Here is a 23,913-nt window from a genome sequence, read left to right on the forward strand (position 1 = left end):
TGGAGCAGATGACGCAAAACGATCATTCGTGGCGGATCGGCCAGCGCATCGCGCCGGTGCGCTTCCTCGTCTTCATGGCGATCATGGCGGCGGGGGCGACCGTCGCCTGGTCCTCCGGCTTCGCGCATGGGCGCGCCCTGATGATCGGTTTCGACGCCGGGGCAGCGTTTTTCCTCATCTCGCTCTGGCCGCTGCTCGGCGCCGAAACGGTCGACATGCGCGCGCGCGCCCGCGCCAACGACGCCAATCGCGCCTGGCTGCTGGCGATCACCGCGCTGGTGACGACCGTCATCCTCGTCGTCGTCGCGGTCGAGACGACCGCGCCGCCCTCGGGCCATGTCATCGTGCTGACCATCGCGACGCTGGTGCTCGCCTGGCTTTTCTCCAACGTCGTCTATGCGCTGCATTATGCGCATCTCTATTATCTCGAGAGCGCCGGGAAAGATTCGGGCGGGCTCGATTTTCCGGGCGGGGGCGAGCCGCATTATTGGGATTTCCTCTATTTCAGCTTCACGCTCGGCATGACGTTCCAGACCTCCGACGTCGGCCTCACTGCGCAGCGGATGCGGCGGGTGGCGATCGGGCAATGCCTCGCCGCCTTCGTGTTCAACATCGGGGTGCTCGCCTTCACGATCAACGTGTTGGGCAGCGCGGGCGGACATTGAGCCGCGCGGCGCGGGCGGCTAGCCTTACCGTTTGTTCGGGGGACTGACGTCTGATGATTCGTATCGTTGTTGCCGCTTGCCTGCTCTCCACCGCTTCCATTGCCTTCGCCCAGGTGCCTTCGGGCAATTCCGCGCCGCAGCCGGTGCCCTTCGTCGATACGATCCCGGCGCCGCGCGACGAGGCCTATCCCGGCACGATCACGCTCAATGTCGACGCGACCGACACCACGCGCGGCATCCTTCGCGTCAAGCAAACGATCCCGGTCGCCAAGGCCGGGCCGATGGCGCTGCTCTATCCGAAGTGGCTGCCGGGCAATCACGCCCCGCGCGGCGAGATCGAGAAGCTCGCCGGCCTCGTGATCCGCGCCAACGGCAAGGTGCTGCCGTGGACGCGCGATCCGGTCGACGTTTATGCCTTCCACATCGACGTCCCCGCCGGGGCGAAGCAGCTCGACGTCGAATTCCAGTTCATCTCGGCGACCAAGGCCGATCAGGGGCGGATCGTCGTTACCCCGACGATGATCAGCCTCCAGCCCAATCAGGTCAGCCTCTATCCGGCGGGCTATTTCACCCGCCGCATCCCGGTGCGGATGAACGTGACCTTCCCGACCGGCTGGACCGCCGCCGGCGCGCTGCGCGCCAAGGCGACCGGCAATGTCTGGGCCTATGAGCCGACCAATTACGAGATTCTGGTCGATTCGCCGCTGCTCGCCGGGCGCTACGGCCGGGTGATCCCGCTGAGCGAACGCGTGACGCTCAACGTCTTCGCCGACGAGCCGGGCGAGCTCGTCGCGACCCCGGCGCAGATCGACGCGCACAAGAGCCTCGTCGATCAGGCGATCAAGACGTTCGGATCGCAGCATTACGATCATTACGACTTCCTGCTCTCGATCACCGATCAGCTCGGCGGGATCGGGCTGGAGCATCATCGCAGCTCCGAAAACGGCGTGACCCCGGGCTATTTCGCCAAGTGGAACGAAGGGCCGGGGCGCCGCAACCTGCTGCCGCACGAATATACCCATAGCTGGAACGGCAAGTTCCGCCGCGGCGCCGACCTGTGGACGCCCGATTTCCGCACCCCGATGCGCGGTTCCTTGCTGTGGGTCTATGAAGGGCAGACGCAATTCTGGGGCTATGTGCTCCAGGCGCGATCGGGGCTCGTCTCCAAACAGGATACGCTCGATCAATATGCCATGATCATGGCGAGCTATGATTCGCAGCCCGCCCGGCACTGGCGCGATCTCGTCGACACCACCAACGATCCGGTGATCAGCGCGCGCCGCCCCAAGGGCTGGCAGAGCTGGCAGCGCAGCGAGGATTATTACAACGAGGGGCTCCTCGTGTGGATGGACGTCGATTCGCTGCTGCGCGAGCAATCGGGGGGCAAGAAATCGATCGACGATTTCGCGCGCGCCTTCTTCGGCGTCCGCGACGGCGACTGGGGCGAGCTGACCTATACGATCGACGATGTCGCGCGCACGCTCAACGCGATCCAGCCGTGGGACTGGAAGGCCTATCTCGAAAAGCGGCTGACCGAGCATGCCGCGGGCGCGCCGATCGAGGGCTTTGCGCGCAACGGCTATCGGCTGGTCTATTCCGATCAGGCGACGCCGGCGTTCCGCGACGGCGAGCGGACGCGCAAGGTGGTCGACCTGACCTATTCGGGCGGGCTGATCGTCGGCAATTCTCCCGGCAATATGGGGCAGTTGACCGGGGTGACCTGGGACAGCGCGGCGTTTCGCGCCGGGCTGACGATCGGGGTGACGATCACCGCGGTCAACAACGAAAGCTATACGCCCGAGCGGCTGAAGGCGGCGATCGCCGCGGCCAAGGGCGGCGCGGCGGTGTCGCTGCTGGTAAAGAAAGGCGACGAATATCGCACGGTTGCGCTCGACTGGCACGACGGGCTGCGCTACCCGCGCCTCGAAAAGATCGGCACCGGAGAGGGTGGTCTCGACAGGTTGTTGGCGCCGCGCTGATCGTGCGGTGCGATTGGCGCGTGCGCATTGCCCCGTTCCGGGGGCGATGGCCTGCGCGCCGGCCGTGAACGAAGAAGGACATCATGCGCATCGATCTCATCCCCGTGGGCAAGAACCCGCCCGAGGACCTGAACGTGATCATCGAGGTGCCGACCGGCGGCGAACCCGTGAAATACGAGTTCGACAAGGAATCCGGCGCGTTGTTCGTCGATCGCATCCTGCATACGCCGATGCGCTATCCGGCGAATTACGGCTTCGTGCCGCATACTTTGTCGCCCGACGGCGATCCGCTCGACGCGCTCGTCATCTCGCGCTCGCCGTTCATCCCGGGCTGCGTCGTCCGCGCGCGCCCGATCGGTGTGCTCAAGCTCGAAGACGAGCATGGCGGCGACGAGAAACTGGTCTGCGTGCCGGTCGACACGACCTTCCCTTATTATACCGATGTCGGCGAGCGGCAGGATCTGCCCTCGATCATCTTCCAGCAGATCGAGCATTTCTTCAGGCACTATAAGGACCTGGAGACCGAGAAGTGGGTGCGTATCGGCGAATGGGGCGATGCCGCCGAGGCGCGCAAGATCGTGATCGAGGCGATCGACCGCGCCAAGAACGCCAAGGCCGCCTGAGCGAAAAGCGGGTTAGGCGCGCTTCGCCTTGCGCGGGGCGCGCCGGCCGGCGGCGATCGCGGGCGCGGCCCATTCGCGCATCGCGTCAGCATCATCATATACGTCATCGGGCGCGCAGCGGTAGTTCATCGTCTGCGGCGTGCCGTCGCGCATATAGGTGAAATATGCGCAGCCGGCGGCGTCCCATAAGGCGGCGCTTTCGGTATCGGCCTTGAACCACAGGGTCTCGTCGTCGACGATCGCGAAGACCACGCCGTCGAGATAGAGCACCGCCCCGCCCATCATCCGCCTTTTGGTCACCGTGCCGAGCGGGGCGAGCGCTTCCGCGACCCAATCGATCAGCCCGGCGTCGGCGCTCATGCGGTGGCCTTCAGCCCGGCGATGCACCCGACGATGCCGAGGATCAGCAGTCCGCGCACGGCGGTGAGCGGCTCGCCGAACCACAATATCCCGACCATGACGGTGCCGAGCGCGCCGATCCCGCCCCAGACGGCATAGGCCGTGCCCATCGCGATCGAGCGCGAGGCGAGTTCGAGCAGCCCCATCGACAGCGTAACCGAGGCGAGGAAGCCCAAGGTCCACGGCACATTACGGAAGCCGTCGACATAACGCAGGCAGGTGGTGAACCCCACTTCGAAGCACCCGCCGACGATCAGCCACAGCCACGCCATCAGCCGCGCCCCGCGAGCCGGACGAGCGCATCGCCCGTGACGCGCTGGACGGTCCATTCGTCCATCGCGGTCGCCCCCATCGAGCGATAGAAATCGATCGCCGGAGTATTCCAATCGAGCACCGACCATTCGAACCGCGCGCAGCCGCGATCGAGCGCGATTCCCGCGAGATGGGCAAGCAACGCCTTGCCCGCCCCCGAGCCGCGCGCGGCCGGGGTGACGTAGAGATCCTCCAGATAGATCCCGCGCTTGCCGGTCCAGGTAGAGAAGTTGTGGAAGAACAAGGCGAAGCCCACCGGAACCCCGTCGCGTTCGGCGATCAGCGCCTCCGCCGCGGGGGGCGTCGCGAACAAGGCGTCGGCGAGCATCGCCTCATTCGCCTCGACGGCATCGGGCTCGCGCTCATAATCGGCGAGCTCGCGGACGAAGCGCAGGATCGTGCCGCAATCCTGCGGCGTGGAGGGACGGATCGAAACGGTCATGCCGGGCTCATTATCGTCTGGTGCGCTTGCGCGGAAGCGGCATCAGCACCGCCGAATCCGGCCCGGTCGCCGCGATATCGCGACGCCGCGCGGCATAGAGGCACGAAGCGATGATGATCGCGGCGCCGGCGAGCGTGAACGGCGACAGATGCTCGCCGAACACGAGAAAGCCGAGCGTCGCGGCATAGACGAACGAAGTATATTCGGTCGTCGCGAGATAGCCGGTCTCGCCGTGGGCATAGGCCCAGCCGAGCAGGAACAGCGAGGCGGTGGCGAGCAGGCCGCCGGCCAAAATCTTCCACCATTGCGCCGCCTCGGGCACCGCGAGCAACCACGGCGCGCCGAGCGCGAGGAAAGCGGTGACGATCATGCCCTGGAAGAAGGCGATCTCGCCCGGGCCGGCGGCCTGGCTCTGCATCCGCGCGACGACGAGGTTGACCGCATAGAGCAAGGCCGACGCGAGCACCGCGGCCGATCCCGCCAATGCCTCCGGGCCCAGCGACGCGCGCGATTCGCCCGCCAGCACCACCAGCACCCCGGCGAAGGCGGCGAACGATGCGCCGATCACGCGCGCGCCGACGCGCTCGTGGAGGAACAGCGCGCCGAGCAGCAACGCGGCGAGCGGCGCGATGTAGGAGAGCGTGATCGCCTGTGCCATCGGCACCCGCGCGAGCCCCCAGAAGAACAGCAAGGCCATCGCCGCGGTGATCGCGCCGCGAATCACGTGCAGCCGCATCGCGCGCCGTGTCGGCCGCGCGCGCCCGGTCGCGGCCCACGCCCCGAAGCCGAACACCGCCGAGACGCCGGTACGCCAGATCAACGCATTATAGACGCCGAGCGCGAGCGTCAGCGACTTCATGAACGCGTCCATGATCGAAAACAGCCCGATCCCCGCCGCCGCGACGGCGAAGGCCAGCGCGGGGGAAAGCGGGCGATTCATGCTCTTGGCTTAGCCGGCGGCGAAGCGGCGCGCTACTTCAGCCGCATCTCGTCGTTGCTGATCGATACCGTCGCGATCTGGCGCAGATAGGATTGGCCGAGCAGCGAGACGGTCAGATTGGGCAGCACCACCGCCGGCACCGATCCGGCGCGCTTCCCGTCCAATTCCATCCGGTCGATCATCACCGGCTGGCCGCTGAGCTCGCCCCCGGCGCTATAGCCGACGCGGACGACCTGCGACGGATCGAAATTGATATGCGCGCGGCGCGCGTCCTCGGGGGTCAGCGCCACGGTCGACGCGCCAGTATCGACGACGAAGCGGATCGGCTCGCTGTTGACGTTGGCGAAGGCATAGAAATGCCCGTCGCCCTCGCGCCGGATCACCGTTTCGCGCGGCGGCGCGGGCGTGGCGGTCGCGGCTGCCGCCGCCGGGGTGGCGGGCGCCGGCGCGGGCGAACGCATCGCGGTCGGCAGGGCGAGGCCGATCACGGTGCCGAGGGCGATCATCATCAACATCGCGATGCGCATCGTGGCGGCATAGCCGGGCAAAAGCTGCGACGCGGTTGAACGCCGTGGTTAACCGGCGGGCGCGGCGCGATCTATTCGGCCGCGACCTTGTCCGCGTCGCTCGTCGCCTCGATCTCGGCTGCCTTGGCCTCGACCAATTTGACGATATGTTCGATCATGTCGGCGTCCTGCACATGGTGGTCGGTGACCCCCGACAGATAGACCATATGCTTGCCGTTGCCGCCGCCGGTGATCCCGATATCGGTCTCGCGCGCCTCGCCCGGCCCGTTGACGACGCAGCCGAGCACCGAGAGCGACATCGGGGTGCGGATATGCTGGAGCCGCTCCTCCAGCGCCTGGACGGTGCGGATCACGTCGAACCCCTGGCGCGCGCAGCTCGGGCAGCTCACCACGCGTACGCCGCGGTTGCGGATGCCGAGGCTCTTGAGGATCTCGAACCCGACGCGCACCTCGTCTTCGGGCTCGGCCGAGAGCGAGACGCGGATCGTGTCGCCGATCCCGTACCACAGGAGCGAGCCGATCCCGATCGCCGACTTGACCGTCCCGCCGACGAACCCGCCCGCTTCGGTGATGCCGAGATGCAGCGGGCAATCGACCGCCTCGGCGAGCTGCTGGTAAGCCGCCACCGCGAGGAAGATGTCGGATGCCTTCACCGCCACCTTGAAATCGTGGAAATCGCGATCCTGCAGCAGCTTGATATGATCGAGCGCGCTTTCGACCAGCGCCTCCGGGCACGGCTCGCCATATTTTTCGAGCAGGTCCTTTTCGAGGCTGCCGGCATTGACCCCGATGCGGATCGCGCAGCCATTGGCCTTGGCGGCGTTGACCACTTCGTTGACGCGCTCGGCCGAGCCGATGTTGCCGGGGTTGATGCGCAGGCACGCCGCCCCCGCATCCGCCGCCTCGAGCGCGCGCTTGTAATGGAAATGGATGTCCGCGACGATCGGCACCCGCGCGGCGCGGGCGATTTGCTTGAACGCGGCGGTGCTTTCGACATCGGGGCAGCTGACGCGGATGATGTCGACCCCGGCCTCCTCGCAGCGGCGGATCTGGTCGATCGTCGCGCGCGCGTCGCTGGTGGGGGTGTTGGTCATCGTCTGGACGGTGACCGGGGCGTCGCCGCCGACGGGGACGTTGCCGACCATGATCTGGCGGCTCTTGCGGCGCTGGATATCGCGCCAGGGACGGACGGACATGAACAAGCTTCCTATCGGAGTTGTCCGCGATATAGCGGCTTGCATCGCGGAACGAAACGCCCGCCGATCGAGAGGAGCCGATAATATGACCTTTTCGCTTTATGATGCGGTGATTCCGTCCAACCTGCAGATCCTCGGTGCGGTCGTCGGGCTGATCGACAAGGCGGAGGCGTTCGCGGCCGAAAAGCATATCACCCCGGAAGCGATGATCGACGCGCGGCTCGCGCCGGACATGCTGCCGTTCGGCTATCAGGTGAAATCGAGCGTCGATCATTCGGCCGGTGCGGTCGCCGGGGTGCGCGCGGGGAGCTTTTCGCCCAACCTCTCGCCCTGGCCGACCGATTTCGCCGGCTTGCGCGCGATGGTGCAGGAGGGGATCGACGCGCTCAAGGCGCTCGACCCCGCCGAGTTCGATGCGCTCGCCGCGCGCGATTGCGAATTCCGCATGGGCGATCTCAAGCTGCCGTTTGGCGGGGCGACCTTCCTATTGAGCTTCTCGCAGCCGAATTTCTATTTCCACGCGACCACCGCTTATGACGTCCTGCGCGCCAAGGGCGTGAAGCTCGGCAAGCGCGATTTCCTGGGCCAGCTTCGCGTCAAGCTGTAGCGCCGCCGCGCCCGCCGGCGATTGTTCTTGCCGTCCCAGCCCCCTATGCGGGCCGGGATGGCACGACATTATGGGATGGACTGGCTGCGCGTCGGGGCCTTCGGGCTGCTCATCCTCTATCATATCGGCATGGTCTTCGTGCCGTGGAACTTCCACGTAAAATCCTCGCACGTCGAGGATTGGACGACGCTGCCGATGATGGCGACCAACGCCTGGCGGCTGCCGTTGCTGTTCGTCGTCTCGGGCTATGCCAGCCGCGCGCTGCTGCGGCGCTCGGTCGGGGTGGGGGGCTTTCTCGCCAATCGCAGCTGGCGGCTGCTCGCGCCCCTGGTGTTCGGGATCGCGGTGATCGTTCCGCCGCAATCCTGGGTCGAGCTGGTCACCAAATATCATTATGCCGCCGGCTTCCCCTATTTCTGGCTGCACGATTATTTCCGCTTCGGGATGCTCGACGGGATCGTGTTGCCGACGTGGAACCATCTGTGGTTCGTCGGCTATCTGTGGGTCTATACCGTCGTGCTGGCGGGGCTGGTCGCCTTGGTGCGGACCGAGGTGCTCCAGCGATTGTTCGATCGCGCCTTCGCCGGCTGGGGGGTGCTGGTCATCCCGATGCTTTGGGCGCTCGCGGTCCACGCCTGGTGGTTCCCGATGGCGGGGGAGACGCATGCGCTGGTCGACGACACGATGGCGCATTTCATGTACGTCCCCGATTTCCTGTTCGGCTTCGCGCTCGCCCGGTCCGAGCCGGCGCTGGCGGCGCTGCGGCGCTATTGGCCGGTGGCGGCGGTGCTGGGGCTGGCCGGCTTCGCCTGCGTGGTGACGATCGAATATAGCTGGCCGCCGTCGGTGCCGACCCCGCGCTGGGTCTATCGCCCCTACGGCGCGGCACATGCGGTGCAGCAATGGGGGACGATCGCGGCGCTGATCGGGGTTGCGGATCGCTGGCTCAATCGCGACGCGCCGTGGCGCGCGATGCTGACCGAGGCGGTGTTCCCCTTCTATATCATCCACCAGACGATCATCGTCGTGGTGATGTTCTGGCTGTTGCCGCTCGGGCTTTCCGGCAACGCGGAATTCGCGATTCTCGTCGCCGCGACGGTGGCGGGATGCTGGGCCTTCTACCTCGGCGGGCGTGCGGTGCCGCTGCTGCGCCCGCTGATCGGCCTGCGGGCGCGGTGAGATGAAAAGGGGACGGGAATGAGCGACGACGATTATGTATTCGACGAGGAAAGCGGCGAATGGCTCCCCGCCGGGGAGCTCGCGGCGAAGCGCGCCGCCGCCGGGCAGATCGAGGTGCGCGACGCGGTCGGCAACCTCCTCGCCGACGGCGATCAGGTGACCTTGATCAAGGATCTCGACGTCAAGGGCGCGGGGCAGACGCTCAAGCGCGGCACCTTGATCAAGTCGATCCGGCTGACCGGCGACGCACAGGAGATCGACTGCAAGTTCGACGGGATCAAGGGGCTGGTGCTGCGCGCCGAATTCGTGCGCAAGCGGTAAGGGGGGCAAAGCGTGGCCGATCCGAAGATGGACCCGACGTGGCTCGCGCCGCTGCGCGGCGAATTCGACAGCGATTATATGGCTGCGCTGCGCCAGTTCCTGGTCGCGGAGAAAGCCGCCGGGAAACAGATCTTCCCGCATTCGAGCAACTGGTTCCGCGCGCTCGAGCTGACCGCCTTGCCCGATGTGCGCGTGGTGATCCTCGGGCAGGATCCGTATCACGGGCCGGGGCAGGCGCACGGATTGTGCTTCTCGGTCCGCCCCGGGGTCAAACCGCCGCCGAGCCTCGTCAACATCTACAAGGAACTCCACACCGATTGCGGGATCGAGCCGCCGGCGCACGGCTTCCTCGAAAGCTGGGCGCAACAGGGCGTGCTGCTGCTCAACAGCGTGCTGACCGTGGTGAGCGGGCAGGCCGCCTCGCACCGCGATCGCGGGTGGGAGAAATTCACCGACGCGGTGATCCGCCTGCTCGCCGCGCGGCCCGAGCCGATCGTGTTCATGCTGTGGGGCAGCTATGCGCAGAAGAAGGCCGGGTTCGTCCCGAGCATCGAGCGCGGCGGGCATCATCTGGTGCTGAAGGCGCCGCACCCGTCGCCGCTCTCGGCGTATAACGGCTGGTTCGGCAGCCGGCATTTCTCGCAGGCCAATGCGTTTCTGGAACGCAACGGGCGCGGGACGATCGACTGGGCGTTGCCCGCGCGGGTGGAGTAGCGGGCGCCCAAAGTTCACAAAGTTCACACGAGTGACGCGTCGTCGTCCGGGTCGTCTGATGTGCCGCGATGCCAATGCGGCAATTCCCCATCGCCTGTTTCCGCGACGAACAGCGCATCGGCAAGCGTATCCGGCTCCATCAGCGCGGCGGGGTCGGCCGGGGTGGGCGGTGCGAGTGCAGCCAGCGCATCCGCGACGGGCGGCACCGGTGGCGGGAGTGCCTCGCGCGGATCGCGAGTTGCCCGATTGGCGTGACGGAAGCGTTCGGGCTGCAACGCGCGCAGCATGAACATCAACAGGCGGTCATTGTACCGCACCCGTCGCCCGACTCGATTGCCGTCGCGATCGAATACGGGTTCGTCCGAACCGTGGATCACGCGGTCCATCGCGATATCGATCAGCCGGCGCGAGGCATTGTCGATCGCAATATCCCACGCAGTTGCAAAGCCTTGCCCCTCCGGGAGGCGACGCAGGCGATAGGCGGATGACGACGACATCCCGACTTCGGTTGCCGCCAGCGTGACAGACCCGGTGTCGGCGAGCGTTGCGATGAAGCGGCGCTGGCGTTCGATCGTCCAGCCGTCGTCACGCGGTTTGCGCTTCACCGGCACCCAGTCGAAGTCCTCGGGATTGAGTGGCGCGGCATCCAGCGACGGCGGATGCGCGGGCGATGGAATGTGCTGCTCGGCCATTGCCCCAACCGATCAGAAACGGGCGACGTAGGACAGATGTGTTGGAGGTTTTGCTGTGGGGCGTGGCACTCGGGCAACCATCCTGGATGTATCACCTCGGCGACCGCCGAATCGCCCTGCTGCGATCACCTAACATCCGGCGTGTGCGATCCTTTCGTTCCCTCGTCGTTCCATACACTTGTTCGCGTATGCCGTATGGTGTATCGAGCATTAATTATGAATGTCATGGCCACACTCAGAGAGCGTAGGGCGAAAGCCGAGGCTAAGGTCTTGCGCGCCGCTAAGGCATTGGAATCAGCAAAAAAAGAGCTCGAAGACGTTCTGGCCGCAGAGCGGGTGATGGCCGAAATTACGGGCGAATCGATCGATCAGAAAGGCGGCGCTTCATCGACTTCCGATCGAGATGTGGAGATCGTGAAACTTCTGAATCGAAATCAGAACGGCGCGAAGAGTCCGGTAGAGTTGTATCCCGAATACACAGAGGCCACCGGAGATAGCATCAATTTGGACGCGTTCCGTACCGCTCTATGGAGATTACAGAAAAAGACGATCGCCGACGACGGGAAGGACTGGGCGGTTAGATCGGAAGGTGGGAGATATTGGCGAGAATGCGATTCGGATGATGTCTATGATCTCAAAAAGCTCTTAGGAGATTAGGAGGCGTGGACAAGTTATCCTGAAAAACGATTAGGGCCGCTGTTTGCACCAGCGACCCTAACCGGAGGCGGGCATCCCACCTCGTGCTTGTGTGAAGCGCGCGAATCATACGGGGCCTCCGCTTGAAATACAACCGACGTCGTGTGCCCTGACGGTCGGCAGCGATGAGGTTACCTGAAATGGGTAGCGGCCATAATGAATTAAAGTTTAAGACGGCGATCCTGGCGCTAAGTACCGTCAAAGACTGGGACGAGGCGAAGGCGGAGTGGGCATTGCACTTCGTTTACGACGATGCCGCAGAGAGATCATGCGAGTGCGAGCACTCGCCGATCCATCAAATTTGCGTAATCAAGAACCGGAAGAACGGTGCCGAAACAGAAGTGGGAAATGTCTGTGTAAGACGATTTCTGAGGCTGCTTTCGAATCGGATATTTTCTGTCATCCGGCGCATTCGTGCAGATATAAATAACTCTCTAAACCCTGCAGCCCTCGATTTGTTCGTGGAGAGAGGGGTTATTTCTCATCAAGAGCAACAGGAATACTTGGAGTACTGGCGAAAAAGAAAGCGCATGAGTGACGACCAGAAGGCTCAGAAACTCTCGCTTAATACACGAGTTCTTTCTTACATAGACGGTGAAGCCGCCAAGCTCATTGCGTTGGCGGCTGCCAACAAACTTAAGGTACAGCAAATTTAACACGCGCGGTAGGAATCGGGTGGCCTACATACGGGGCACCCGATTCCGAAACGTGCGAAGGGTTGGCGCCCTTCAATCGTGCTCCCGCCCACCGGCACCCATATAAAGCTCCCGGCCGGTTTCGTTGTAAATTTCGCTCATCTCCTTCATCCCCGCCTCGGCGGTATCCGCCGCGACGAAGGCGTCGGCATTCTGGTTCTGCAGCCGGGCGAAGTCGCGCACTTCCTGCGTGATCTTCATCGAGCAGAATTTCGGCCCGCACATCGAGCAGAAATGCGCGGTCTTGGCGCCCTCGGCCGGCAGGGTCTGGTCGTGATATTGCTCGGCCGTATCGGGATCGAGCGACAGGTTGAACTGGTCGCGCCAGCGGAATTCGAAGCGGGCGCGGCTCAGCGCGTCGTCGCGCAGCTTCGCCGCCGGGTGGCCCTTCGCCAGATCGGCGGCATGCGCGGCGAGCTTGTAGGTCACCACGCCGACCTTCACGTCGTCGCGATCGGGCAGCCCGAGATGCTCCTTGGGCGTCACGTAGCAAAGCATCGCCGTGCCGTACCAGCCGATCATCGCTGCGCCGATCCCGCTGGTGATATGGTCGTAGCCAGGCGCGATATCGGTGGTCAGCGGCCCGAGCGTGTAGAAGGGCGCCTCGCCGCACGCTTCGAGCTGCTTGTCCATATTCTCCTTGATCTTGTGCATCGGCACATGGCCGGGGCCCTCGATCATCACCTGCACGTCCTGTTCCCAGGCGCGCTTGGTCAGCTCGCCGAGCGTATAGAGTTCGGCGAATTGCGCCTCGTCGTTGGCGTCGGCGATCGATCCGGGGCGCAGCCCGTCGCCGAGGCTGTAGGCGATGTCATACGCCTTCATGATCTCGGTGATCTCGTCGAACCGCTCGTAGAGGAAGCTCTCCTTGTGGTGCGCGAGGCACCATTTCGCCATGATCGACCCGCCGCGCGAGACGATCCCGGTGACGCGCTTGGCGGTGAGCGGGATATAGGGGAGGCGCACCCCGGCGTGGATCGTGAAATAATCGACGCCCTGCTCGGCCTGCTCGATCAAGGTGTCGCGGAAGATTTCCCAGGTGAGGTCCTCGGCAATGCCGCCGACCTTCTCCAGCGCCTGATAGATCGGCACCGTGCCGATCGGCACCGGCGAGTTGCGGATGATCCATTCGCGCGTGTTGTGGATGTTGCGCCCGGTCGAGAGGTCCATCACCGTGTCCGCGCCCCAGCGGATCGACCAGACCATCTTGTCGACCTCGCTCGCCACGTCGGAGGCGACCGCGCTATTGCCGATATTGGCGTTGATCTTGACCAGGAAATTGCGGCCGATCGCCATCGGCTCGCTTTCCGGGTGGTTGATGTTGCTGGGGATGATCGCGCGCCCGCGCGCCACTTCGTCGCGGACGAATTCGGGGGTCACATAATCGGGGATCGCCGCGCCGAAGCTCTCGCCGTCGCGGATATGATCCTTGAGCATCGCGCGGCCGAGATTCTCGCGTGTCGCGACATATTCCATCTCCGGCGTGATGATCCCGCGCCGGGCGTAATGCATCTGGCTGACGTTGGCGCCGGGCTTGGCGCGCAGCGGGCGGCGGACGACATTGGGGAATTGCGCGACGCCGGCGGAGCGATCGGGGCCCTTGAGGCCGTTATCCTCGGGGCGCACCTGGCGCGCGTCATAGCTTTCGACATCGCCGCGCGCGACGATCCACTCGCGGCGCAGCGCGGGGAGCCCGGCCATGATGTCGATCGACGCATTGGGGTCGGTGTACGGCCCGGAGGTGTCGTAGACGTTGAGCGGCGGTTCGCCCGACGAGGGCTCGAGATCGATCGCGCGCATCGCGACCTTGAGCGGGCCGACGTGGATCTTGCGGCTGCCGCGGATCGGGCCGGTGGTGACACCTATTTCGGTGCGGGCGGGCCGCTGGCTTCCAGCGGAAGCCAGTTCAATCGGCGAATCAACGTCTGCCATGTCTCTTGTCTTCCTCGCATTATCGCGGGGAGGGACGTGGCGGGAGTGATGCGCCGCTCCCTCCCTACGCCGGTGTCAGCCGGATCAGGTTCAGCGGGTCGAGGGCTGCGGCCCTCCTCTCAACCGCGGCGTCGGCGGTCCCCCGGGGATACTGGCGGTATGTCTAGGGGGTTTGCGCCGCGCCGTCCAGCCGCGCAAACCCCCAACCTGGATTAACCGTTGGCCGCGCTGGTGTTGACGGTGCCGTTGACGCCGGCGGGATAGAATCCGCCCGTGGTCACCGACGCCTTGTTGAGGAGCAGGATGTTGAGCACCTGCCCGGTGGTGCGGCTGAAGGTGATGCCGTTGCCGTCGACCGGCGCGACGTTGGAGATCGTATTGTCCGCGCCGGCGATTCCCTTGTCGAGCGTGGTCGAGCCGTCGAGGCTGTCGCGCGCCGCGCTGAGCTTGCCCGGGATCACGGTGAAGCCCTTTTGATAGAGCAAGGTGCGGATCAGCCCGGCGTGATAGGCTTCGGTGCCGAGCACCCCGGCCAGCCCGGTGATGAAGCCCGGCGTGCCGAGCACCGGCACCAGCCCCTTGTACGCGGTGGCGATCACATCCTTGAGGATGAACGCGCCGTAGAGGAAATTCTCGTCCGACGCATAGGGGTTGAACGGCGTCACCCCCGCCAGCCCGGCGAGCGCCGCGAACGCATCGGTGCTGCCGCTGTCGATGTTGAGCGACGGCATTGCGGTCGGCGTGCCGCCGATCAGCGAGCGGAGATATTCGACGTGCGCGCGATCGTCGCGCGCCATTTCGCGCGCGACGGCGGCGACCTGCGGATCGCTGAACGGCACCAGCGCGCCGCCCTTGACCGTCCCCTGGGTGCCGCTGCCGGTCAGATCGCTCGCCGGCAGCCCGGCGCCCGTCGCGGCATAAGAGAAATATTGCCCCGACAGATATTCGAGCTGGAGCGCGAACTTGAGGATCGTGATGTCCGCCGCCTCGGTGCTGGCGGTCGAGGTCGCGGTGGGGGTGGGCGTCGGGTTGGACGAGGAGGAATCGCTGCCGCAGGCGGACAGCAACGCCAGCCCGCCGACCGCGGCGCCCGACTGGCCGACGAGGCTGAGGAAACGGCGGCGCCCGGCGCTGTGCAGCGCGGCGTCGTCGGAAGTGGTGATCTGTTCGTGGTCGATCATGACGATAATCCCTGAAACCTTGGCAAATGGGCGAACGAGCGGCGCGTCGGGCGCGCCTTAGCTCGCCGCGCTCGTCGTGATGGTGCCGTTGACGCCGGCCGGGAAGAAACCGCCCTTGGTGACCGCGGTCCGGTTCAGGAACAGGATGTTGAGCACGGTGCCGTAGCTGCGGGCGAAGGTGCAGGCATTGCCGTCGACCGGCGCGATATTCGCCAGCGGGCCGTTGCCCGACGAAACCTCGCGGATGCCCTGATCGTCGTCGGACCCGCCGTCGATGCTGTCGCGATAGTTGGAGATGCTGTCGACCGAGCCGAGGATCGCGGCGTTGGCGCTGCTCATCTGATAGAGCGTGGTGCGCACCAGCGCGGCATGATGCGCATTGGCCGCCATCAGCCCGGCCGCCGCCTCGAGGAAGGTCTTGCTGCCGAGCAGCGCGACCGCGCCCTGATAGGCACTCGCGACCACATCCTGCAGGAAGAAGGCGCCGAGCAGGAAGTTGAGCTCGTTGGCATAGGGATCGAACGCGGTGTTCGCGGCGACCAGCCCGGCGGCCTGCGCCATCGCGCTGAACGCATTCGTCGCGCCGTTGCCGAGATCGATCGCCGGCTGCGCGACCGCCGCGGTGCTGAGCGTGGTGCGCAGGAAGCGGACCTGATTGAGCGTCACCGTCGCCATTTCCTTGGCGTAAGCGGCGATATAGGCGTCGGCGAAGGTCACCTTGGCACCGGGCGTGACATTGCCCCCGGCGGTCGGGGTGGCGGCGCCGCTCTGCGTGTCGCTGGTGCCCAGCCCCGCGCCGTTGACGGCGTAGCCGTAATAATTGGCCTGGAGATATTCCAGGTTGAGCAGGTAGTTGAGCACGTCCGCATCGGCCACCGTCTGCGCCGAAACGGGATCGGAGAAGATCAGCGCGCCCGCGCCGATCGCCGCCGCGCCGACCGCCGCGGCAAAGAACGCGCGCCGGTCGTCGCGCCGTTTCTCGTCCGGTTCCGGCATCCCGACAAGTCGCCCGTCCTGGGTCATTGCTGCTTCCCTTCCTGAACCGCCCGGCAGAAAACCGTGCCGTATGCGCCTAGTTGATTTCGCTGTCTCGAAGCTGAACGAATCGACAGAATCGTGACCGAACCGTTCCTTTAGGCGGAGCGGCCGGCCACGCAAAACTCAGAATGTATAAGCTACCCCGATTGCACCAAGCCATTGATTCGCTGTGCCGACATCGCGCACCACCGGGCTCGCCGCGGCATCCCCGAGCAACCGGCTGTAGGTTGCGGCGCCGACCAGTTTCCAGCCGTGGAGCAAATCGCCCGAAAGCGAGACGGTGCCCGCCGCCCCCAGGGTCCAATTCTTCCACCCGCCCCGCCCGTGATAGGCGGGGAGCCCGCTCGCGCGGCTGTCGGCCGGGGTGATGTTGAAATAGGACGCCATATAGCCGTTCCCGACATGATCGGCCGAAACGAACGCCGCCACGGCGATCTTGCGGCTCAACGGGGTGAAATATTGCAGATTCGGCGTGACGATAGCGCTGTCGTGTACCCCGAATATGTCATGCCGGTAACTTACCGACAGCGTCAGCATGTCGTGCCTGCTGGTGAGCACCCCCGTCTTGCTGATGCCGAGATAGCCGCCGGCCTCGATCGTCAGATCACGCTTGGGTAAGGCGCGGACCTGCGGATCGTCGATATTGCTGCGGCTGGTACGGTTGAAATTGACCGCGATCAGCGGCCCGGCCTGGATCGCCCATGCCGGCCCCTCGGGGCGGCGGATCAGGTTGAAGCTCGCGCGATTGCCGATGATCGCGAAATCGTGGCCGCCGACGGTGCCGATCGCCCCCGGCACGGGGCTGAACGAATGATGTTTGGCGCCCTCGTAATCGCTCATGAAGCCCGCGCCGACGCCCACCGTGACGATATCCCGATCGAGATCCGGGCTGGCGGGGCCGGCGGTCTGCGCCGATGCCGACGGGGCCGAGAGCGGGACGGCACACAGCGGGGCGATCGCGGTAAGATATGGTAAGCGCACAAAAATTCTCCACGGCCGTGCTCGTCAAACCCGTGGGCGGTGCTTTGGCTCCCTGACGGGGGGGCGAGACGCCGGCGTGAGGGCCGGCGTGATCCAGAGCCATCGCTGGTCCATCGCTTTCCGCGGCGGATAAGCCTCCTTGTGCTCCCGCGAAGGGACCCCATCAAAGTGGTGGGAACCCAGGGCACGAGCCCAGACTGGGGCCCCGCCTTCGCAGGGACACAAAGGGGTTTCCGGCACGTAGCCCGACCCAGTCGTTCGCCCGCGCCAACCGTCCCGATCCGGCACGATTTTGGCTCGCGCTCTCTTCCGCTCGGCGCGGCGATCCGCTACGCCGGGAGGATGGCAGCAACCCACGGCTGCGACATCGCGATCGTCGGCGGCGGTCTTTCAGGATCGCTGATCGCCTTGGCGCTCGCGGCAAAGCGCCCCGATCTTTCGCTGCGACTGATCGAGGCCGGAGAGACGATCGGCGGCGACCGATTGTGGTCGTTCCTCGATGCCGATGTCGCGCGCGCCGATCGCTGGCTGCTCACGTCGCTCATCGTCCACGCCTGGCCGGTCTACGACGTCGCCTTTCCGGGGCAGGCGCGCGCGTTGCGGCACCCCTGTTATGCGATCACCGGCGAGCGGCTCGATCTGGTGGTGCGCGCACAGCTTTCCCCCGATGCGGTGATGACGGGGCGCAAGGTACTGGGGTGCAGCCCGCATTCGGTCACGCTCGCCGGCGGGGAGCGGATCGAGGCCAAGGGGGTGATCGACGCGCGCGGCGCGGGCGATCTTTCCGCGCTCGATATCGGGTGGCGCAAATTCCTCGCGCGCGAGCTGGAGATCGCCGGCGGCCACGGGCTCGACCAGCCGATTCTGGCCGACGCCACAGTCACCCAGCATGACGGCTATCGCTTCGTTCGCTGCCTGCCGCTGTCGCCGACCCGCGTGCTGGTGGAGGACAATTATTGCAGCGACAATGCCGCGCTCAACGCAGGCGCGCTTAACCGGCGGATCGAGGTCTATGCCGAAAGCCGCGGCTGGCAGGTGAGCGAGGCGGGGCGCGAGGAGCGCGGCACGCTGCCGCTCGCGATCGGCGGCGATTTCGACGCGCTGTGGCGCGCCGGCGGTGCGCGTGTGGCCAAGGCGGGGACGCGCGCCGGGTTGTTCCACCCTTCGACCGGGCGCTCGCTGCCCGATGCGGTGCGGCTCGCGGTGCTGATCGCCGACACGCCGGATCTTTCCGGCGATTCGTTGTACGCGCTGACGCTCGACTATGCCCGCGCGCGCTGGGCCGAGCGGCGCTTCTATCGCCTGTTCAACGCGCTGATGTTCCGCGCGGCGGGATCGGAGGCGCGCTATCGCGTCGCGGCCTGGCTCTATCGCCAGCCGGCCGGGCTGATTTCGCGTTTCCATGCGGCACGTTGTACCTTTTCGGACCGCGCGCGGATGCTTAGGGGCAAGCCGCCCGTGCCGTTCTGGCGTGCGGTGAAGCTGGCGAGACGCATCGAGTGACTGAAGCGTGACCGAAACGAAGGCGGTGGTGATCGGGGCCGGGATCGGCGGGTTGGCGCTCGCCATCCGGCTGCAAACGGCGGGAATCGCGACGACCATCGTCGAAGCGCGCGACCAGCCCGGCGGCCGGGCGGCTTTCCGTCGGCTGGAGGGTTATACGTTCGATACCGGCCCGGCGGCGATCGCCGATCCCGCGCCGCTCACCGCGCTATGGGCGCTGGCCGGCGACGATATGGCGGCGGCGGTGACCTTGCTCCCGGTCGACCCCGGCTATCGCTGCCACTGGCCCGACGGCGCGGTGCTCGATCTGGCGGACGACGAGGCGTTGCGCGCGGAGATCGGCCGGCGCGCGCCCGGCGATGTCGCGGGATATCGCAAATTGCGCGATCATGCCGCGGCGCTGCGCCGCGAAGGACTCGACCAGCCGTTCGCCGATGCGGCGGCATTGCTGCGCGCGGCGCCGTGGGTGGTGCGGCATCAGGCGTGGCGCTCGGTCCATTCGACCGTTGCGCGCTTCGTCGGCGACGAAAAGCTGCGGCAGGCGCTGTCGTTCGGCACCTTGCTCGCCGGCGGCAACCCCATGACCGCCAATGCCGCGGCGCTGCGGCCGGGGAGCGAGGGCGAGGCGTGGTGCGTCGCGGGCGGCACCAACCGGCTGATCGCGGCGCTGGCGGCGCTGTTCGAGCGGCGCGGCGGGGCGATCCGGCTGGGCGACGCGGCGGTGCGGATCGAGACGCTCGGCGATCGCGTGACCGCGGTGGAAACCGCGAGCGGCTGGCGCACCGATTGCGCGATGCTCGGCGCCAATTGCGACATGATTCACGCGTGCCGCGATCTGCTCGCCGGCTCCGCCGCCGCCGCGCGCACCGCCGCGCGGCTCGAGCGCAAGCGGCAGGCGCCATCGGTGTTCGCGCTCCATTTCGGGATCAAGGGGACGTGGCCGGGCATTCCGCATCGCACGATCCTGTTCGGTGAGCGCTATGAGGAGGCGCTGTCCGACACGTTCGGGCACGGGCTGCTCGCGGCGGATTTCCCGTTGTTCCTCGATCATCCCAGCGTCACCGACCCATCGCTGGCACCGCCGGGCTGCTCGACCTTCCGCGCCTTCGCGCTGGTGCCGCATCTCGGCAAATTCCCGGAGGACTGGCGCCGCATCGCCCCGCTGATCGAACAGCGCGTGCTCGATGTGCTCGAGCGGCGGCTGATCCCCGAAGTGCGCGAGCGGATCGTCACCGGGTTCAGCTATAGTCCGGCCGATTTCGTGGGCGACTTCAACGCTTATCTCGGGAGCGCGTTCGGCCCCGAGCCGCTGCCGGCGGAAGGCACATGGTTCGCCGCGCGCAATCGCGATGCGGCGATCGGCAATCTCTATTTCGTCGGCGCGGGCGCGCATCCGCGCGGGGAATGGGCCGGGGCGCTGGAAAGCGCGCACAGCGCGGCGGATCTGATGCTGGGGCGGGGATAAGGTTCCGTCCCGTCGTGCCGGTTAGAGCGTCGCGCGTTTAATTGGGATCACATCGAACCGACAGGGTGGGACCCATCACCCCGGCGCAGGCCGGGGTCCAGTCGCGACCGGTCCGATGCTGGACCCCGGCCTGCGCCGGGGTGGATCATATCCCAGGTACGCTGCTCCACAGCGAGGCCTCCGCGAACGAGGGAAGGGCGCTTGTCGTGCCGATGCTCTTTCGATAGGCGGCCGCATCCCAGCAGGTTGAAGATTCGATGAAGCGTCTCGCGGTCTATTGCGGTTCGGCCACGCCGGCCGATCCGGTCTATCTCGAAACCGCGCGCGCGGTGGGACGTGAGCTCGCGACGCGCGGGATCGGCGTCGTCTATGGCGGCGGGCGGCTCGGGCTGATGGGCGCGGTGGCGGATGCGGCGTTGGCGGCAGGTGGCGAGGTGATCGGGGTGATCCCCCAGGCTCTGGTCGATGCCGAGGTCGCGCATCGCGGGCTGACCGAGCTCCACGTCGTCCCCGGGATGCACGAGCGCAAGAAGGCGTTCACCGACCTTGCCGACGGCTTCGTGACGATCCCCGGCGGTACGGGGACGATGGACGAATTGTGGGAGGCGTTGTCCTGGGCGCAGCTCGGCTATCACAGCGATCCCGTCGGGCTGCTCAATACCCAGGGCTATTATGACGATCTCGTCGCTTTCTGGGAGAAGATGGCGACGGTCGGCTTCCTGCGCCCGCAGCATCGCGACCTGCTGATCGTTGCCGAAACGCTCGACGTGCTGATCGACCGGATGGCGGCGCATGTCCCGACCCAGCCGATCGTGCGGATGAAGGCGGCGGACCTCTAAGTCGCGGGGATCGAGGCGGTGGAATAAGGCGACAGCACGCGCCAGCCGAGCGTGGTGTAGAGCGCCCGGCCCTCCTCGGTCGCGACGAGCAGTTCGGGGGTTTCCTGGCGCCGTTTCGCACGATGCAGCGCCGCCATGACCGCGCCGCCGAGCCCGCGGCGGCGATGCGCCGGTGCGGTCTCGATGCGATCGTAGATAAAGGCTTCGGCGGTCTCCGCGGCATAGCCGCTCGCCGCCGGCGTGCCGTCCGCGGCGGTGATCCGCACCTGGGTCACTGCGCCCCGCCGCTCGATCGCGATCTCATAACCCGGCGCCGGCGTCTGGTTGGGCGGCGCAGCGTTTGCGATCATGAAATAGCCCGGCGGGTGGATCTGCCAGCCGGGGGGCAAAGCGGCGTGGAGCACGTCGGGCGTCGCGCATAATTTGAGGAAATGTCGCGGGGCGTGGATCGCGCGGGCGAGCGATTCGAGCCCGGGTCCGGCGTGTGCGAACACCCAGCGCGCGGTTTCGGTGTCGGAGCGGGTGTCGACGCGATAGCCGCCGTGGCTGGCGACCGGCAGCGGCACGCCGCGCGCGATCGAGCGCGCCGCCAGCCAGGCGAACAGCGCAGGATCGAGCGCGGCAGGATCGGTCACTCCTCCATCCGCGCGCGGCCGCGCTGCACGGTGGCGAAGTGACCGATGTTTGCCCTGGGGCTGCGGGTGCGGATCGAGTCGACGAACAGCCATTCGTTGGTCGCGCGATCGGGGGTGATCGTCAGCGCCATATAGCCGCGCCTGCTGGTGTCGCACCATTTGAGCTCGCTATTGGCCGCGACCAGCCCGCGCGCCACCGTCGCCGGGGCGGCGGCGAAGGCGGTCTCGTAACCCGGCGAGGTCACCGCATGTCCGGCGAACTCGACCCCGACGCCCGCGCCGTCCTGCGCCAGATCGAACGCCCAGGCATTGTGGCTGTCGCCCGAGATCAGAATGAGGTTCGCCGCCGCGGCGCGCGCGCTGTCGAGGAAGCGCCGCCGCGCCGCGGGATAGCCGCCCCAGCTGTCGAAATTGGACGGCATGCCGAGCTTGGCGGCGGCGATCCCCGCTTTGACATAGGCCGCCGCGCCGCTGTTGCCGGGCTTCAGCCAGCCGGTGGATTCGGACGGGCTGCGCAGCTCGCCCATCACCGTGCCGAAGCCGACCACCTGCCAGCGCTTCCCCGCCCCGACCGAGGCGCGCAAGCCATGCGCCAGCCACGCCTCCTGCTGGCTGCCGAGCATCGTGACGGCCGGGTCCTGCCAGTCGCGATCGCGGAACGCGGTCAGCGCGGCAGCGACATCCGGCGCCTTGATGAATTCCTCCATCTCGCGCTGGCGGGTGCGCGCGAGCAGCCGCGATTCGGTGCGGTAGAGCGTGGCGAGCATGCCGATGTCATAGGCCTTCCACGGCTCGTCGGAGACCGGCATCCATTCGCGATAGGCCTGGATCGCGGCGGCGCGGCGGTCGTTCCACTCGCCCTCTTTCGCCGGATCGTGGTTTTCCGCGCCGCCTTCCCAGCTGTCGTTGGCGCTTTCGTGATCGTCCCATTGCGCGATCATCGGCAGCCGCGCGTGGAGCGCCTGCAGATCGGGGTCGGCGCGATAGCTGGCGTAGCGCAGCCGATAATCGGCGAGATGGATGATCTCCCCCGCCGGCTGCGGCACGCGGCCTACCACCGCCTCGGCGGACGAGGGATAATAAGCCGCGCCATATTCGTAGAAATAGTCGCCGAGATGGACCCACAGGTCGAGATCGTCGCGCGCCGCGGCATGGCCGTAAGCGTTGAACCAGCCGAAGCCGAGGTTCGAGCAGGAGAAGATCGCCGCGCGAAATTGCGTCGCGGCATCGTCGGGCAAGGTCCGGGTCGTCCCGACCGGGGAGAAGCTGCCGTCGGGGGCGACGAAGCGATAGTGATAGGTCCGCCCCGGCTTCAATCCGGTGACCGTGATCTTCGCGGTCCAGTCGCGCCACGGGCCGGTGATCTGCGCGCCGCCGGCGGCGATTCGCGCGAAATCGGCGCTTTCGGCGAGCTCGACGCGCAATTCGGCGGTGTCGCCGCGTGTCGGCACGTAACGGGTCCACAGCAGGATTTCGTCCGGCCCCGGCTCGCCCGACGCAACCGAATGGGTAAAGCCCCGCGCCGCCAGCACATTCTGCGCGCCGGCGAACCCGGGAAGCGCGAAGGCGCCGAGCCCCAGCGTCCCGGTTGCGAGCAACGAACGGCGCGAAATGTCGATCATCTTGATCCCCCCTTGCATGGCGTGACGAACGTCATCTTCGCGTCGGATCGTGACAGATACGTGGCGTCTCGGATAGGCGCGCAGGCAATGACCCGCGCCTTGCTCGATCGCCACCGCGTGCTGCTGTTCCTGATCGTCGCGATCGCGGCGCGCGCAGCGACGTTCGGCGACCCGATCGTCCATGTCGACGAGGATTTCTATTTCGCCGCCGCGCACGCGATGTGGCGCGGCGCGATCCCCTATCTCGACGTGTGGGACAGGAAGCCGGCCGGGCTGTTCCTGCTCTATATGCCCCCCGCGGCGCTGCCCTTCTGGTGGGGGATCTGGGCCTATCAGGCGATGGCGCTGGCGGCGGTGGTGGCGACTGCGGCGATCGTCGCGCGCTTCGCCGCGCGCGCGGGCTGGGCGGCGGGGGCGACGCTCGCCGGGGTCGCCTATATCCTGTGGATCGACATCGCGCAGGGCGCGGGCGGGCAATCGCCGATATTCTACAATCTCCCGATGGCCGCCGCCGCGCTGCTGATCGCCACCAACGCCGCGCGGCGGTGGCGGCGCGATGCGGCGGCAATGCTGCTGGTCGGCGTGGCGCTGACGATCAAGACCTCGGCGGTGTTCGAGGGCGCGTTCTTCGGCCTGTGGATCGTCGCGCGCGACTGGCGCGCGGGGGAGGGCGCGGCGCGGGTCGCGGCGCGCGCCGCCGGTCTCGGCGCGCGCGCCCAAGCGCCCGCCC

At 66.6% G+C, this 23,913-nt stretch carries 25 protein-coding genes, 1 pseudogene and 1 riboswitch; of the genes and pseudogenes, 13 read left to right on the forward strand and 13 right to left on the reverse strand.

Annotated elements, in window-relative coordinates; all coding sequences use genetic code 11:
• Positions 1–8: 8 nt before the first annotated feature.
• The 3 genes from NED98_RS15560 to ppa all read left to right on the forward strand — a co-directional run bounded on the left by NED98_RS15560 (position 9) and on the right by ppa (position 3,267).
• Entirely contained in the window at positions 9–665 is a 657-nt protein-coding gene (locus NED98_RS15560; RefSeq protein ID WP_179513126.1) for a DUF1345 domain-containing protein, read from the forward strand.
• A gap of 53 nt (positions 666–718) precedes the next feature.
• On the forward strand, positions 719–2,644 hold the full coding sequence (locus NED98_RS15565; protein WP_265313587.1) for a M61 family metallopeptidase: 1,926 nt from the start codon (positions 719–721) through the stop codon (positions 2,642–2,644).
• Positions 2,645–2,727: 83 nt separating this feature from the next.
• Positions 2,728–3,267, forward strand: a complete 540-nt coding sequence (gene ppa, locus NED98_RS15570; RefSeq protein ID WP_179513128.1) for an inorganic diphosphatase — start codon at positions 2,728–2,730, stop codon at positions 3,265–3,267.
• Between the two features lie 12 nt (positions 3,268–3,279).
• Here the strand turns inward: ppa and NED98_RS15575 are convergent, their stop codons facing one another.
• The 6 genes from NED98_RS15575 to ispG all read right to left on the reverse strand — a co-directional run bounded on the left by NED98_RS15575 (position 3,280) and on the right by ispG (position 7,083).
• Positions 3,280–3,627: a TfoX/Sxy family protein gene (locus NED98_RS15575; protein WP_265313588.1), complete on the reverse strand. Its 348-nt coding sequence runs from the start codon at positions 3,625–3,627 to the stop codon at positions 3,280–3,282.
• Positions 3,624–3,938, reverse strand: a complete 315-nt coding sequence (locus NED98_RS15580; RefSeq protein WP_179513130.1) for a DMT family transporter — start codon at positions 3,936–3,938, stop codon at positions 3,624–3,626. The genes NED98_RS15575 and NED98_RS15580 overlap by 4 nt, the downstream gene beginning before the upstream one ends.
• Positions 3,938–4,420, reverse strand: coding sequence for a GNAT family N-acetyltransferase (locus NED98_RS15585; protein ID WP_179513131.1), 483 nt, complete (start codon positions 4,418–4,420; stop codon positions 3,938–3,940). The genes NED98_RS15580 and NED98_RS15585 overlap by 1 nt, the downstream gene beginning before the upstream one ends.
• A gap of 10 nt (positions 4,421–4,430) precedes the next feature.
• Complete coding sequence (locus tag NED98_RS15590; protein WP_179513132.1) at positions 4,431–5,360, reverse strand: DMT family transporter; 930 nt, start codon at positions 5,358–5,360, stop codon at positions 4,431–4,433.
• Between the two features lie 32 nt (positions 5,361–5,392).
• The gene (locus NED98_RS15595; protein WP_179513133.1) at positions 5,393–5,869 is read right to left on the reverse strand and encodes a retropepsin-like aspartic protease family protein; all 477 of its coding nucleotides are present in this window, start codon (positions 5,867–5,869) and stop codon (positions 5,393–5,395) included.
• 89 nt (positions 5,870–5,958) lie between these two features.
• The gene (gene ispG, locus NED98_RS15600) at positions 5,959–7,083 is read right to left on the reverse strand and encodes a flavodoxin-dependent (E)-4-hydroxy-3-methylbut-2-enyl-diphosphate synthase (RefSeq protein WP_179513134.1); all 1,125 of its coding nucleotides are present in this window, start codon (positions 7,081–7,083) and stop codon (positions 5,959–5,961) included.
• 85 nt (positions 7,084–7,168) lie between these two features.
• Between ispG and NED98_RS15605 the strand changes: the two genes are divergently transcribed.
• From NED98_RS15605 to ung, 4 genes are read left to right on the forward strand one after another with little or no spacing between them, the layout of a single operon-like run.
• On the forward strand, positions 7,169–7,690 hold the full coding sequence (locus NED98_RS15605) for a DUF1993 domain-containing protein (RefSeq protein ID WP_265313589.1): 522 nt from the start codon (positions 7,169–7,171) through the stop codon (positions 7,688–7,690).
• 57 nt (positions 7,691–7,747) lie between these two features.
• Positions 7,748–8,869, forward strand: coding sequence for an acyltransferase family protein (locus NED98_RS15610; protein ID WP_265313590.1), 1,122 nt, complete (start codon positions 7,748–7,750; stop codon positions 8,867–8,869).
• 18 nt (positions 8,870–8,887) lie between these two features.
• Positions 8,888–9,190, forward strand: coding sequence for an alkylphosphonate utilization protein (locus NED98_RS15615; RefSeq protein WP_179513137.1), 303 nt, complete (start codon positions 8,888–8,890; stop codon positions 9,188–9,190).
• Between the two features lie 27 nt (positions 9,191–9,217).
• Positions 9,218–9,904: a uracil-DNA glycosylase gene (gene ung, locus NED98_RS15620; RefSeq protein WP_284698866.1), complete on the forward strand. Its 687-nt coding sequence runs from the start codon at positions 9,218–9,220 to the stop codon at positions 9,902–9,904.
• A 23-nt stretch (positions 9,905–9,927) separates the two neighbouring features.
• On the opposite strand, the gene NED98_RS15625 is transcribed toward ung, so the two are convergent.
• Positions 9,928–10,596: a hypothetical protein gene (locus tag NED98_RS15625; protein WP_265313591.1), complete on the reverse strand. Its 669-nt coding sequence runs from the start codon at positions 10,594–10,596 to the stop codon at positions 9,928–9,930.
• A 216-nt stretch (positions 10,597–10,812) separates the two neighbouring features.
• On the opposite strand from NED98_RS15625, the gene NED98_RS15630 reads away from it, so the two are divergent.
• Positions 10,813–11,253 carry a hypothetical protein gene (locus tag NED98_RS15630; RefSeq protein WP_265313592.1) on the forward strand — a complete coding sequence of 147 codons (441 nt, stop codon included), beginning with the start codon at positions 10,813–10,815 and terminating at the stop codon, positions 11,251–11,253.
• Between the two features lie 179 nt (positions 11,254–11,432).
• Complete coding sequence (locus NED98_RS15635) at positions 11,433–11,948, forward strand: hypothetical protein (protein WP_265313593.1); 516 nt, start codon at positions 11,433–11,435, stop codon at positions 11,946–11,948.
• Between the two features lie 72 nt (positions 11,949–12,020).
• On the opposite strand, the gene thiC is transcribed toward NED98_RS15635, so the two are convergent.
• The 4 genes from thiC to NED98_RS15655 all read right to left on the reverse strand — a co-directional run bounded on the left by thiC (position 12,021) and on the right by NED98_RS15655 (position 17,119).
• Positions 12,021–13,919, reverse strand: coding sequence for a phosphomethylpyrimidine synthase ThiC (thiC, locus tag NED98_RS15640; RefSeq protein ID WP_265313594.1), 1,899 nt, complete (start codon positions 13,917–13,919; stop codon positions 12,021–12,023).
• A gap of 44 nt (positions 13,920–13,963) precedes the next feature.
• A riboswitch (TPP riboswitch) is annotated at positions 13,964–14,074 on the reverse strand.
• 57 nt (positions 14,075–14,131) lie between these two features.
• The gene (locus NED98_RS15645; protein WP_265313595.1) at positions 14,132–15,100 is read right to left on the reverse strand and encodes a ferritin-like domain-containing protein; all 969 of its coding nucleotides are present in this window, start codon (positions 15,098–15,100) and stop codon (positions 14,132–14,134) included.
• 57 nt (positions 15,101–15,157) lie between these two features.
• On the reverse strand, positions 15,158–16,123 hold the full coding sequence (locus NED98_RS15650; protein WP_265268731.1) for a ferritin-like domain-containing protein: 966 nt from the start codon (positions 16,121–16,123) through the stop codon (positions 15,158–15,160).
• 138 nt (positions 16,124–16,261) lie between these two features.
• Complete coding sequence (locus tag NED98_RS15655) at positions 16,262–17,119, reverse strand: MipA/OmpV family protein (RefSeq protein WP_265313596.1); 858 nt, start codon at positions 17,117–17,119, stop codon at positions 16,262–16,264.
• Between the two features lie 342 nt (positions 17,120–17,461).
• Between NED98_RS15655 and crtY the strand changes: the two genes are divergently transcribed.
• The 3 genes from crtY (at position 17,462) to NED98_RS15670 (ending at position 20,926) form a co-directional block, all read left to right on the forward strand.
• On the forward strand, positions 17,462–18,622 hold the full coding sequence (gene crtY, locus NED98_RS15660; RefSeq protein ID WP_265313597.1) for a lycopene beta-cyclase CrtY: 1,161 nt from the start codon (positions 17,462–17,464) through the stop codon (positions 18,620–18,622).
• Between the two features lie 7 nt (positions 18,623–18,629).
• Positions 18,630–20,087 carry a phytoene desaturase family protein gene (crtI, locus tag NED98_RS15665; protein WP_265313598.1) on the forward strand — a complete coding sequence of 486 codons (1,458 nt, stop codon included), beginning with the start codon at positions 18,630–18,632 and terminating at the stop codon, positions 20,085–20,087.
• A 257-nt stretch (positions 20,088–20,344) separates the two neighbouring features.
• Positions 20,345–20,926 carry an LOG family protein gene (locus NED98_RS15670; RefSeq protein WP_265313599.1) on the forward strand — a complete coding sequence of 194 codons (582 nt, stop codon included), beginning with the start codon at positions 20,345–20,347 and terminating at the stop codon, positions 20,924–20,926.
• Here NED98_RS15670 and NED98_RS15675 read toward each other — a convergent pair.
• Together NED98_RS15675 and NED98_RS15680 are read right to left on the reverse strand one after the other, a co-directional pair.
• Positions 20,923–21,561 (reverse strand): GNAT family N-acetyltransferase, encoded by a 639-nt coding sequence (locus NED98_RS15675; RefSeq protein ID WP_265313600.1) that lies wholly within the window; start codon positions 21,559–21,561, stop codon positions 20,923–20,925. The genes NED98_RS15670 and NED98_RS15675 overlap by 4 nt on opposite strands.
• Complete coding sequence (locus NED98_RS15680; RefSeq protein ID WP_265313601.1) at positions 21,558–23,183, reverse strand: alkaline phosphatase D family protein; 1,626 nt, start codon at positions 23,181–23,183, stop codon at positions 21,558–21,560. Before NED98_RS15680 ends, NED98_RS15675 begins: the two co-directional genes overlap by 4 nt.
• Positions 23,184–23,270: 87 nt before the next feature.
• Between NED98_RS15680 and NED98_RS15685 the strand changes: the two are divergent.
• A pseudogene (locus tag NED98_RS15685) lies at positions 23,271–23,913 on the forward strand (hypothetical protein); the annotation flags it as partial.

It is taken from the genome of Sphingomonas lycopersici (genome assembly GCF_026130605.1).
GTDB lineage: Bacteria > Pseudomonadota > Alphaproteobacteria > Sphingomonadales > Sphingomonadaceae > Sphingomonas > Sphingomonas lycopersici.